This window comes from Sphingobacterium sp. UBA2480, assembly GCF_002341965.1.
GTDB lineage: Bacteria > Bacteroidota > Bacteroidia > Sphingobacteriales > Sphingobacteriaceae > Sphingobacterium > Sphingobacterium multivorum.
In genome coordinates, this window is the sequence record NZ_DDPA01000007.1 from 459,836 (window position 1) to 472,247 (window position 12,412).

Annotated in this window: 13 protein-coding genes; 5 read left to right on the plus strand and 8 right to left on the minus strand. The window is 42.9% G+C overall.

All coding sequences use genetic code 11. The features are described 5' to 3' along the window. Positions 1 to 57 precede the first annotated feature (57 nt). The 4 genes from B3600_RS15265 to B3600_RS15280 form a co-directional block, all read right to left on the minus strand. Positions 58 to 216, minus strand: a complete 159-nt coding sequence (locus B3600_RS15265) for a hypothetical protein (protein ID WP_156167705.1) — start codon at positions 214 to 216, stop codon at positions 58 to 60. Between the two features lie 415 nt (positions 217 to 631). Then, positions 632 to 1,360 (minus strand): PRC-barrel domain-containing protein, encoded by a 729-nt coding sequence (locus B3600_RS15270; RefSeq protein ID WP_286753546.1) that lies wholly within the window; start codon positions 1,358 to 1,360, stop codon positions 632 to 634. A gap of 45 nt (positions 1,361 to 1,405) precedes the next feature. Beyond that, entirely contained in the window at positions 1,406 to 1,588 is a 183-nt protein-coding gene (locus B3600_RS15275) for a hypothetical protein (protein ID WP_286753547.1), read from the minus strand. Positions 1,589 to 2,002: 414 nt separating this feature from the next. After that, positions 2,003 to 2,359, minus strand: a complete 357-nt coding sequence (locus B3600_RS15280) for a winged helix-turn-helix transcriptional regulator (RefSeq protein WP_286753548.1) — start codon at positions 2,357 to 2,359, stop codon at positions 2,003 to 2,005. A 140-nt stretch (positions 2,360 to 2,499) separates the two neighbouring features. On the opposite strand from B3600_RS15280, the gene B3600_RS15285 reads away from it, so the two are divergent. Beyond that, a complete protein-coding gene (locus tag B3600_RS15285; protein WP_286753549.1) occupies positions 2,500 to 3,384 on the plus strand; it encodes an NAD(P)-dependent oxidoreductase in 885 nt (294 codons plus the stop codon). 63 nt (positions 3,385 to 3,447) lie between these two features. On the opposite strand, the gene B3600_RS15290 is transcribed toward B3600_RS15285, so the two are convergent. Further along, positions 3,448 to 4,443: a metallophosphoesterase family protein gene (locus B3600_RS15290; protein WP_286753550.1), complete on the minus strand. Its 996-nt coding sequence runs from the start codon at positions 4,441 to 4,443 to the stop codon at positions 3,448 to 3,450. A gap of 459 nt (positions 4,444 to 4,902) precedes the next feature. Between B3600_RS15290 and B3600_RS15295 the strand changes: the two genes are divergently transcribed. Next, complete coding sequence (locus B3600_RS15295) at positions 4,903 to 5,523, plus strand: discoidin domain-containing protein (RefSeq protein ID WP_286753551.1); 621 nt, start codon at positions 4,903 to 4,905, stop codon at positions 5,521 to 5,523. A 186-nt stretch (positions 5,524 to 5,709) separates the two neighbouring features. Here B3600_RS15295 and B3600_RS15300 read toward each other — a convergent pair whose 3' ends face one another. After that, on the minus strand, positions 5,710 to 6,060 hold the full coding sequence (locus B3600_RS15300; RefSeq protein ID WP_286753552.1) for a lipocalin-like domain-containing protein: 351 nt from the start codon (positions 6,058 to 6,060) through the stop codon (positions 5,710 to 5,712). Between the two features lie 226 nt (positions 6,061 to 6,286). Here B3600_RS15300 and B3600_RS15305 point away from each other — a divergent pair, with 226 nt between their 5' ends. Continuing rightward, positions 6,287 to 7,198, plus strand: a complete 912-nt coding sequence (locus tag B3600_RS15305) for an alpha/beta hydrolase family protein (RefSeq protein ID WP_286753553.1) — start codon at positions 6,287 to 6,289, stop codon at positions 7,196 to 7,198. Between the two features lie 104 nt (positions 7,199 to 7,302). Here the strand turns inward: B3600_RS15305 and B3600_RS15310 are convergent, their stop codons facing one another. After that, positions 7,303 to 8,178 (minus strand): AraC family transcriptional regulator, encoded by an 876-nt coding sequence (locus B3600_RS15310; protein ID WP_286753554.1) that lies wholly within the window; start codon positions 8,176 to 8,178, stop codon positions 7,303 to 7,305. Between the two features lie 457 nt (positions 8,179 to 8,635). On the opposite strand from B3600_RS15310, the gene B3600_RS15315 reads away from it, so the two are divergent. After that, entirely contained in the window at positions 8,636 to 9,238 is a 603-nt protein-coding gene (locus B3600_RS15315) for a Crp/Fnr family transcriptional regulator (RefSeq protein ID WP_286753555.1), read from the plus strand. 206 nt (positions 9,239 to 9,444) lie between these two features. Continuing rightward, complete coding sequence (locus tag B3600_RS15320) at positions 9,445 to 11,871, plus strand: glycoside hydrolase family 95 protein (RefSeq protein WP_286753556.1); 2,427 nt, start codon at positions 9,445 to 9,447, stop codon at positions 11,869 to 11,871. A 68-nt stretch (positions 11,872 to 11,939) separates the two neighbouring features. Here the strand turns inward: B3600_RS15320 and B3600_RS15325 are convergent, their stop codons facing one another. Further along, positions 11,940 to 12,407: a PA2169 family four-helix-bundle protein gene (locus B3600_RS15325; protein ID WP_167450487.1), complete on the minus strand. Its 468-nt coding sequence runs from the start codon at positions 12,405 to 12,407 to the stop codon at positions 11,940 to 11,942. Positions 12,408 to 12,412: the final 5 nt, after the last annotated feature.

Here is a 12,412-nt window from a genome sequence, read left to right on the forward strand (position 1 = left end):
CCTGACAGCAAATAGTTTGGCTATATGCAGCGAAATCCCTGCTCGAATGGGATTAGCTTACCACAGCAGCCAGGTCAGAATGGCCAGAAAACCACCCCGGATAAGCAGCTCCTGTGTCAGCTCTTCGCGGTCTAGCTTATACCAGCTATATTTTTCATAATACTTCCGGATGGTCTGTCTGTTCTTTTCAATGACGATTTTATAGCTTGTTTTCATAACCGATTTATATTGATGTCATGGAAGAACATGCAATTTTAATGCAGTTTTAGGCGCAGGCAAGCGAATTTAGGTAGTTTATGTGGTACTATTGGTTATAAAATACAGGCTAAAGGGGTATTTCTAACACGATACTTTGCCAAATACGTTCGGGAAAGATATTTGTCGAGTACCTGTCGTTGCTTTCGGAAAAATGTTGGCATTTTACGGACAGGATTTCCATTTTTCGGAAAGGCTTGCGATATTTCGGAAAGAGAGTTGCCATTTTTCGGAAAGAGTCACGCGTTTTCGGAAAGAGCTACAGGTTAATACAAGGCTACCGTATTCAATAATCAGGCTTAGCTTGAATAGCTAAGCCTGATTGCTTCGTTCGGCATGCGTGTTATCTTCGATATCTTTCCTATAGGACTGTTGTCTACAGTTCGTTGTTGTCGATTGTGCCGGGTTCATGTCCCGTGTTTTGGTCATAGCGCGCGGCTACTCTTCGTGTTCGCTGCGTTTGATCCGAAGGAAGAGTTTCGGTCTGTTGTCCCCGGCTGTAGAACGTATCTTCACTAAAGTGATAATGCTTGTAAAATTCGGTAGGATCGTAGTTGTTGGCGCTCACGATAAAGCCCACATCGCCGGTACCTTCAAACACATGCCGGACGCTAAGTTCTGTTTCTGGGGCGAGCTGATCAGTTAGGTAAGCAGGCAGTCGGATGGCCTGGTCTTCGCTAATGGAGATGACCACCACTTCGCCATCATCGGCAGGATTATACAGATAATCTGTAGCGGGCTCTTCCGTAGGAATTTCATCTACGGTAAAGATCACGCTATGATTGATAGGTTCGACTGGCGGGGCGGGATAGGCTTCATCATTGCTCGCCTGAATCTTTGTGCCGTCGTAGAGCGACGCAAGGCCAATTGGTACAAGTACTTTCTTATCGTCTTCTACTACAAATTCGGCATCATTGAGATCAACGATGATATAACGGACCTGTTGGCTTTCTGGATCAAAGAGCAGATCATCGACCTTGCCGATCAGCTGACCGGCCTCATTTTTTACTTTCCAGCCGCGGATATCAGGTTCGCCATCGACAATTTCAAAATCGCTTCCACCGAGTTCAATCAAATGATTATAGTTTTTTTCTTCTAATGCCATGTTTTCAAATGTTTTGCGTTATCAATTCGTAGGTGTGACAGTGATTTAAAGGGTATCCCGTTGCGGTGCTGTACTATTGATGCTTGTGTCGGGCGTAGATTCAGGTAGCCTGTCGTCGCTGTTGTAGCGGTTTACAAAATACACGACCAATCCCAATGCAATCAGTGAAAGCAGGATCCACAGCCACTTGGGCGCTCCGTTTCTAGGTTTTACTTCTAAATGTGCCATAAATTCTTTTTTTAAAAAGAACAACCACTGAATGGCTTCGTTTGAAAAATTTTTCAGACATTTTCCTCATAGTGGTTCTTGTTTTTCTGTTTTCGGGGATTGCATACCAACATTACAAGGAAATAGCTAAGGGCGGAAACGGCCATGACCACGGCGAGGGCTTCGGTAGAGCCTAACAAGCACGAGGAGCAGCGTTCATGCGGGATGAATGGGCGGTGAATGGCCGGACTCCTTTCACAGCTTTTGGTCGCCCTATATCAAAAAAGAAAAATAATTCAAACGATTTTCCGCTGACACTGTTCTTTGCTCGGAAATGTATTAATTAGTTAAATAAACAGAGGTTAAAGGATTGTTTTTTGTAAAGGCTAGGTTCGTGGTTGACCTAGCCTTTTTCTGTTGTCGGCTATAGTCTAATCATCCAAGAGCTATCTCGCTTAAATTTTCGATCAGCTGATGGTTTTCAATGCCCCATCGGTCGATGACTGCGATGACAGGTAATAGGCTGGTGCCCAATTCGGTCAGGTTGTATTCTACTTTAAGGGGAAGTCCGGGGTAAATATTTTTGCTGATAACACCCGCCATTTCAAGTTCGCGCAGCTGCATATTGATCACCCTCGGGCTTGCATCGCTGATAGCGCGATGCAGTTCGCTCGGACGTTTTATTCCTTTATGGATACCATCCAATATACAAGCCTTCCATTTTCCGCCCAGGATTTTCATCGTAACAACGATACCACAGTCGAGGTCTTCGGGGATCTTTCTGCTATACATAACTTTAAATTTTAAAATAAATCTACAGAATTTTAGCCTTTGATAGGGAATGATTTTTCCCTGGATGAATCCTTTTTCCCTTATTGTGACAATACGGAGATGTATTCATATTTGTCCTATAAACAAATTTAAGGAGATACATGGAAACATTAAAAAATCAAATCAGCATCATCGGATTAGGCCCCATGGGCATTAAAATAGCAACGCTTTATCTGCAACAAGGTTTTCAGGTAACCGTATTTAATCGAACCCGCGCTAAAGCAGATCTGTTGGTCCAACAGGGAGCAAAGCTCGCAACAAGCGTTAGCGAAGCCATTGCGGCAAGTCCTGTAAGTATGGTAATCGTCCATAATTACAGTGTATCGAACGAGCTATTTTCGTCGATCGGAAATGATGCGGTACTATCGGGCAAAACCATCGTGCAGTTGACTACGGGTACGGCACAGGAGGCGCGTCTGAGCGAAACTTGGTTCAAGGAAAGAAATGCCGATTATATCGATGGAGCCATACAGGTTGCTCCAGAGCAGATGGCACAGCCCGATACGACCATTTTGTTCGCTGGCAATGCTGATAAATATCAGGAAATGCTGGATCGATTGGCAGTCTTGGGCGGTAACCTCAAATATCTTGGCGAGAAAATTGGGGCCGCTGCGGCCATGGATACGGCTACGCTCTCCTATATCTATGGTGCTGCTGCCGGTTTTTTGCATGGCGCGCTTATAGCCGAATCGGAGAATTTTGATGTCAAGGAATACGGTAATATTATTGCGGAGATTGCTCCTGGGATGGGCGAATTTCTCAAACATGAAGGGAGGGTGATCAGCAGTGGTGATTTTGGTATCTCCCAGAGTCCACTGTCCATTTCAGTCGAAGCAACGGAACGGATTCTTGCCACAGCAAAATTAAGCGGTATCAATACCGAGTTCCCAGAGTTTGCTGTAAACTGGCTGCAGCGGGCAAAGGCTGCAGGCTATGAACAAGAAGAGTTTGCGGCAGTGATCAAAACTTTACGGCAGCAGGCATAACCGCTGTGGGGCAATTACTTTGAAGGCCGGGTCATCGTGATCAGGCCTTTTTGTCCCTTCGGTTTAATAAGTTAACTTCCTTGAATCAATTTTGGATGAGATTGGATATACATCTTTATAGACATCAATTCCCGATTGCTCAAGTGAAACGCCGGCCATTACTGTTTCGGTGCCCTCAATCTTGATATGTTTTTTATCTAGCGATACCATAGCCCATATTGGATCTTTATAAACGAGTGTCCGTTTTAGAATGCCGTGTTTTTTGTAAAATTCTTCGCCAAATGCTTTACTTTCGAAATCTTCACCCGCCCAATAGTAGGAGGCACTGTTTATCTGAACATAATGAATGTCGTTAATTTGATTGTGATAGTTGAGGTGGTGATGTCCTGTAAGTACAAGTATTACTTTATTGTATCCAGCTTCCTTGTTGATCTGTTCAAATAAATAACGCACTTCCATGCCATTGTCCAAGCCGTTGATGGTATTTTCAAGACCTTGGTGGCAAAAAATAATGGTGCGTAATGTTGTGTTAAGTAGATCTTCTTTGAGCCATTTAAGTTGCTCTTTTCCAATGGTACGGGGATAACCGGATAGCTTCTTTTGCGGATCTTTTTCGTTTCCGTCAAGTATGACAAAATGAAAACCTTGATTATCAAAAGAATAATAAGGCTTTTCGGCACCCCAAAAGGCTAAAGCTTGTTCTTTCGTAAATCCACCATCGGTATCGTGGTTGCCCAGTAGATAATGTTTCTTTCCATTAAATTTCTTCCAAATTTCGATCAAATTTTTGTTGCTTGGCTTGGGCACACAAAAATCACCTAAAGAAATAATAAAGTCTGGCTGCTCCTTATTCATTGCATCGATAAAAAGCTGTGCGCGCCTATCACTATCATGCATCAGATCATAGTGGAGGTCTGTGATGATACCAAATTTTATTGGCTGCTGCTTGATTTCAAATTTGTCTGAATCTGTTTGTTTTGAGGCGGCCAAAGATGGACTGACGAAAAGACCGGTTATTCCGACGGTGCTTATTTCTAGAAATTTTTTTCGATTTATCATGGTTATATAATTAAGCTAAAAAATAACTGTTCCGCTCTGTCAAGTATTGCTATAAGCTAGGTGATCAATTTTAAAGAAATAAATGGACAGATAAAGATGACGTTTTTTCATTTTTATAAATATACATAAGTTTTGTAATACTAAACAAAGTTTATTTTTACTATATTTCATCATGAAACGCTATGGATAAAATATAGTAGAATGATAAGGGATTTGGAGGACCACTGGACTCCGTTATTTATTAATGATGGGTGTCGATAATGTGCAATGATTGGTCGATAATCTTCTTTTTAAATTTTTTAGAATCTTATATTTTTGTACCAATTTGTAGATGAGTAAACAAAAGTTTATTTATATTAAACAAGTGGTGCTTTCTCGAAATTAGTCATATTTAATGAAGTGTTTTGCGGAGAGGTACTGCCCATTTTAGAGTAAACTTTTTTAGAATAAATAACGAATATGAAAGGAAAATTGATGTTTGCGTTATGTGTGAGTAGTTTTTTTACACCCATCTATGCGCAGAAACAAATGAAATCCGAAGCACTGGTATTTAAGAATACTTACGCTATTGACGCACAGGATAGTAAGAAAGACATTATTGCCAAGGCAGTTCATATTATACCGACAGACAAGCAGTATGAGGCCTTAAAGGATGAATTGGGAATTCCTAAACAAGGCTGGAATCTGGTTGCTGCAAGCAGCAATCTCGATGGAAAAAATGGGCGTGAAGCCTTTGACGAGCGGGCCGATTCATACTGGCAATCGAAAGCCACTGGCCCAGTGCAGGAGCTGGTCATCGATCTGGGGACGGCGTATTCAATCGCTGCATTCAGCTACACCCCACAGCGTAAAAATGCAGAAGGCATGATGCAATCAGGTAAGCTTTCTGTAAGTCTGGATGGTACGCATTGGGAAGATGCGGGCAGCTTTGAGTTTGGCAATTTAATTAATGATCCCTCGACGCGTACCTACCGCTTAAAAAATGTAAAAAATGCACGTTTTGTCAAGGTGGAATCGACGGTCATTGCCGGGAAGTCGCAGTCACTGGCCATAGCAGAGCTTGATTTTTTTACACCATAATTGTCGAATCAATTGCCTTGGAACTAGGGTGATGCTCTGATTTAGGGTGCAAAAAAATAGCCATCATACCTATACAGCTGGAGCTGAATGGATGATGGCTCAGGATAAAGCAGACAAAAGCCCGGTCATGGAAATCCATGCCGGGCTTTTAGATTCATTGCTCCTGATAGGAATTATTTTAAGCTGTTATTCCTGCACTTTTTCATATTCCAACGTACCGGTTTTGTCGCTGCTGATGACACGTTTCTTGTTGTCAAACGATTCTACCTTAAATTTGATGGAGATGATGCTTATTTTAACGGTAAGTGTTTTATTGTCTTCGGAAAGTTTCCATTTTCCATTACGGGAATCACCATTGTGGATACCCTGAAATTTTCCATCCTCCATAAACACCTGGTAAGTGTCCTTAGGTGTAGACACAACGCCATCGACGTTTGTCTGTTTAACCAATTTCCATTTCCCAATAAGTTCTTTGGCGGTCTGGCTATATCCTGCAAAGGAACAAAGGACCAAAATAAGTGTTACGAGTGTTTTCATGTTGTGTTTGATTGCGGTGTAAAGTATACCTTAAATGTAGTAAATATTGGCGCATTTCAGAGCGACATTTGTCTCATTAAAATTAAATTTGGGATAAATCGATGTTCATAAATTTCCACAGATTTTTGAACAGCAAAGCTCCTGTAAGATATTCACCGATAACGCTCAATTTTGATTAAATTTAGGATATCAATGGTATTGAACTTTTTAGGAACCTAAAACAAGCATGAAAAAAGCAGTAAAATATAAAATTCCTTACCTAAGCCGTACTGTAAGATACGGCTTATTTGTCTTATTATCAACTATCGTTGGGCCAAGTATGGGACAGCGCAAATCGAGTACCGACGGGATCACTTTGGAGAAAAATGGAGCTAGTGATTTTAACCTGGCCCAAAATATGAAATTGGGTGCTTCAAACTTAGATTTTCACGGATTCGAGGGCTATAGATTTTTGTTTCAGGGGCGTGAGGCCAAGATTATCCGTCCAAAAGTAATAGCGGTAGGGCATCCCTGGATATGGCGCGCCCGCTTTTGGGGACATGAACCGCAGGTAGATATTGGTCTACTTGAGCACGGTTACCATGTGGTATATTGTGATGTCGCCGAACTTTTTGGCAATGAGGAAGCGCTAAAAATCTGGGATGGGTTTTACCGAAAATTACAGGAAGGTGGGCTCAATAAGAAATCGGCTATGGAGGGAATGAGCAGGGGCGGTGTTTATATCTACAACTGGTGCCTGCGTTATCCTGATCGGGTAAATGCCATCTATGCCGATGCTCCCGTGCTGGATTTTAAAAGTTGGCCCGGTGGCAGAACAACAGGAAAAGGAAGCAAACCGGATTGGGAGACTTTTAAGAAAGACTACGGATTGACCGAAACGGAGGCTTGGGCATTTACGGAGGCACCTATTGATAAAGCAAAAATCATCGCCGGTTTCAAAATACCATTGCTCCATGTTGTCGGCGATAAGGACGATGTCGTGCCTATCGCCGAAAACACCATGCCATTTGCGGAGGAGATTCGTCGCGCAGGTGGTCATATCGAAATCATCCATAAACCCGAGGTCGGACATCATCCGCATTGTCTGGTAGACCCTAGCCCGATTATAGATTTTATACTGAGAGCAAATAGCAAATAGAGACGAGAGTTACCGCTGTCTTTAGCTAATCAAAAAGCCACACCGAAGTGAATCTATGGTGCCATCGTTTACCGATGCTGAATAATAAACTAACTTGTTATTATTTATGAGCTTTTAGTGGATAGCAGCTTATTTTTATAATCGGTCGGAGTAATCCCTTTAATCGATTTAAAGAATTTGTTGAAGTTAGGCAAGGACTTGAAACCGCAGGCGTAAGCGATATTGGTTATTGGGTTTTCTTCCTGAACCAAAAGCCTGCAGGCTTCATTGATTCGGACTTCATTGACGAATTTTGAAAATGTTTTCCGTGTACGTGCTTTAAAAAAACGACAAAAAGACGGCTTGGTCAAGTTGGCCAATTTGGCTGCCTCGTCCAGGGAAATGTCATCACTGAAATTTTCAAAAACATACGTGTAAATACTGAAGATAATTTCTCCATCCTTGCCCGCCAGGCCATCAATATAGGGCTTATCGGATAGTTTACTGTATTCCTGAGTATCCAACAGAATCCCTAAAGACTCGAAGAGATAGGCTGTTTTTTGTACTTCAGAAATAGCGAGCATCTTGTGCAGTATTTTTTTGAGTTGATTTTTTGCTTCTCCATAAAACAGCATTCCCTGTCTCGATCGCTCAAGAAAATCTTTTAGCTGGCTTGTTTCAAATAATAAGGAACAAAATGACAGCAGAGCTTCCGGGTCGAAATACAAGGTGATGAATTGTACATTTTGCTCCTGGTCGGTTTCTGTAGGCGAGTTGTGCCAGACGTGTGGCAAACCAGGACCAATAAAAATCAGCTCATCGCTTTCATAGTCTTCCAGCTGATCTCCTATGCAGCTTTGGCCTTTACCCTTAATGATGTACGTAAGCTGACATTCACGGTGAAAATGGTACTCGGAAAGAAGTTTGGGACAATTTTCGTGTCGGATTTCAAAAATCCTGTTTCCTGAATTTGATAGTGCTTTCGCGTAAATTGGCCGCATAGATTCTTAACATTTTTAATGAAATAAATGGGAACGTATACCAATCTTCATAATCGATTGAAAGTAATCACTCAAAAAACGTTTTTTAACGGTTAAAAGGCATGTATTAAACGCTTAAAATCATGTAAAATATTACTTTTTTCCAGTTCGCCGGATGGCGATCAAACTGTATTTGATGTATTTCATATCGTTAAAATTTTTGCCACCTACTGTTCAGGGCGCGTGGCGTAGACCTGTTTTTTTTTGATTTCATCCCAGTTCCTATAGATGAAATGTCTGCTGACAGTTAAATAATACCGCCAGCGCCAAAAGCACAGCGGATTTATCGCTTACCTTTCATAACCAAAGTTTGGCAATTTGTCGAAAGTATTTTTTGCCAAAAAGCAAAAAATATAGCATGCTTATCGTGTATATTTAGGATATTGTTGGCGCGCCATTATTGTGATAAATTCATTGTATGCAAAAAAAGACCAATAGATATAGCCAATCGGCCACAGATCTTATTGTAAAGCTGTTTGAAAGCATTCATCCGCTGTCGAACGATTTAAAACAGCTGATCGAAACGCATAGCTATGTGATCGATGTGAAAGCTGGGGTTCGCCTGATTGATATCGGACAGGTGCAAAAGCAGATCTACTTCATTCTCCAGGGCGGTGTACATTCTTATTATATTGATCCCGCCGGTAATAAGATCAGCTCTTGGCTGCTGTATGAAGGGGAGCTTGCTATTGCGGTCTATAGCTTTTTTAGTCAAAAACCGAGCTTCGAAGCCATCGAAACACTGGAGCCCTGCCGTCTATTGGTTCTGAGCTACGAGAAACTGTATGAGCTTTACCATAAATTCCCCGAATTTAATTTTATCGGTAGGGTATTGACCGAACGTTATTATATCAAAAGTGAAGAGAAAGCCAATGAGCTGCGGATGTTGCCCGCGGTGGACCGGTATAGAAATCTTGTTGAACGTTATCCTGAGATTTTAAAACGCACACCATTGGGTATCGTCGCCTCGTATTTGGGGATAACGCAATCTACATTGAGCCGCATAAGAGCAAAAGTTTAACATCCCCACAGAATCCTGAACTTTTTTATACGGAAGGAACACAATGTGTTAATAGGGTATCTAAAAAGAGCAATAAAGTGTATGTGTTTGCCAATAGCTATCCTTATTTTTGATGATATGGCGAGGATTCAGTGCTTTTCTATTGCGAACAGTTGGCATTGCATCCCTAAATCGAATCGTAAACCTCAATGAAATTGAACACATCAATGCTAAACCGTATATGTACTGGTCTTGCGCTCTGTTTTCTCCTGTCGGTGGAAATTACTGTTGCGCAGACTGGAACCAAGAAAGAAAACTGTATCTGGTTTGAACAACCTGCAAATGCCTTAGCCGTAGATTCCAAAAACGGCTGGGAGAGTGATCCCGAGTGGTTGAAAGCCTTACCCATTGGTAATGGAAACCTTGGGGCTATGGTTTTTGGCGATGTCAACCACGAGCGGATTCAGCTGAACGAAATGACGTTATGGAGTGGAAGCTTCGACGCAGGTGACAATCCTGCGGCTTCACAGTCCCTGCAAAAGATTCGTGAATTGCTGTTTCAGGGCAACTATAAAGAAGCAACCGAACTGACCAATAAAACGCAGATTACAAAGGGAAAAGGATCGGGGAGTGGTAATGGTGCCAATGTTCCCTTTGGCTGCTTCCAGACCTTGGGCGATTTACGGCTTGACTTCGGCACGGATGCCGCTTATCAGAATTATCGCCGTGAACTGGATCTGATGAAAGGAATTGCTTCCAGTTCTTTTGTCCAAAATGGCGTCAAGTTTACACGGGAAGTTTTCGCTAGTCATCCCGACCAGGCGATCATTATCCGGCTCACGGCAGACAAAGCCGGGGCGATCAATGTGTTCTTCAGTTTGGATCGGCCGGAAAGGTTTGCGACCGAAGTTACAGCAAAGCACGGACTGCGTATGTTTGGCGTGCTCGATAATGGCCGGGGTGGAAATGGTATGCAGTATGAAGCTGAGGTGACACCGGTCCTGGAGGGCGGGAAAATCAGTAGCCAGACCAAAACCGGTATTCAGGTTACAGGTGCCAATGCGTTGACGCTTATCGTAACTGCAAAAACAAATTATAAACAGCATTATCCAGACTATATTAATGCCAATTATCAAAAAGAACATCTCGAAATACGGAAAGCAGCTACGGGCAAATCGTACCAGACGCTCCGGGATCGCCATATCAAAGACTTTTCTTCGTTTATGGGACGGGTGAGTTTTCAGCTGGGAAATAGTACCAATAATATGCCTACCAATGTGTTGATGGCCAATAATCTGCGTAGCGGAAATGAACAGGCCTTATATCCGCTGTATTTTCAGTACGGAAGATACCTCTTACTTTCTTCCTCGAGAGCAGGTGGCCTTCCTGCCAATTTGCAGGGAATCTGGGCCAATAAGATACAGACACCATGGAATGGCGACTATCATACCGATATCAATGTACAAATGAACTATTGGCCTGCGGAGGTGGCCAATCTATCCGAATCACATCTTCCTTTGATGGACCTGATCGCATCGCTTGTGGCTCCAGGAAGTAAAACAGCCCAGATACAATATGGGATGCGGGGATGGGCACTGCATCCGATAACGAATGTTTGGGGCTACACTTCTCCGGGGGAAAGTGCAAGTTGGGGGATGCATATCGGTGCGGGAGCCTGGATTGCCCAACATATCTGGGAGCATTATGCTTTTACACAGGATAAAGACTTTTTGAGAAAGGCTTATCCGATTCTAAAAGAGGCTTCGACTTTTTACCAGGATTGGCTGACAACGGATCCTAAAACAGGACTGTTGGTTTCGGGGCCTTCACCTTCGCCAGAAAATTCCTTTAAAGCGCCCGATGGCTCTATTGCGCAGATCAGTATGGGGCCATCGCATGACCAGCAGGTTATTTTCAATCTATTTGAGCACACCCTGGCTGCGTCGGAAATACTAGGCGTAAAAGAAGACGATTTCTTAAAGGGCTTGCAGGCCGCAAAAGACAAGCTGGCCCGTCCGAAAATTGGTAGCGATGGGCGCCTGATGGAATGGGCCGAAGAGTTTGAAGAGGTAGAACCTGCTCATCGTCATCTGTCCCATCTGTTTGCGCTATACCCGGGTAATGAAATCACGTTGGATCGTACGCCCGCATTGGCAAAAGCTGTGCAGCAGTCGTTGGAAAGACGGGGAGATGATGGGGTGGGGTGGACCTACGCCTGGAAGATTGCGCTTTGGGCACGATTGCAGCAGGGCGATCGGGCATTGAAATTGCTCAATAAACAACTGCGTCCTACATCGGATATGGATACCAAATATGACGGCGGTGGCGGTACTTATTACAATATGTTTGATGCATGCCCTCCATTTCAGATCGAGGGCAACTTTGGCGTGATTGCCGGGATTGCGGAAATGCTCCTGCAAAGCCATGAAGATTTTATTGAGCTGCTTCCGGCGCTTCCGGCCAGTTGGAAAGATGGCGAGATAAAGGGCCTGGTAGCCAGGGGAGCGATCGAAATTGATCTGAAATGGACAAATGGCCAATTGGTAAGCGCTGCAGCAAAAGCCAAAAAGAAACAGAAATGTCGGGTGAAGTATGCGGGGAAATTGCTCGAGCTTGAACTACCGGCGGGTGAAAAAGTCAATCTGAAAATATAACTTCAAAAAAATACCGAAGGGATTTATCCTTCGGTATTTTTTGTGAAAAAGAAAATTACAATTTAAAGTTAGATGGTTTTGCTGTCACGCAGCATCTTAATGATATTGTGCGCTTCAAGCTGCTTGCTGAGCTGCGTGTTGATCAAACTGTGCACATTTTGCGAAAGCTCTTCCGAACCATCAGCCAAAGCGGTTTGATAGGTCGATTTGAATGCATCTTCACCCTGCTCACAGGTTTCAAGCAGACTTCTTTCGTCATCTCCCGTGATATTTACTTTTATTCCCATCCAGGCTCGGAAAAGCTTACCGCTCAGCATGGTGCTATCTGTCGGTTCTTTGCCTTCAAGTTCAACATAAGGTGTCAATTCGGCAATAAATTCTTCCGACTGTCCGATAAATTTTTGAAATGTTGGGACTAGTCTATCCAAGCCGTGGCTGGTTGCCAGATCAATTGCTTTTTTATAACCCTCGATGCGGTCGTTGTTGATTTTGATAATGTCGTTGATGATCTCCGGATTGTTGATGTTGTTTTCCATAATAT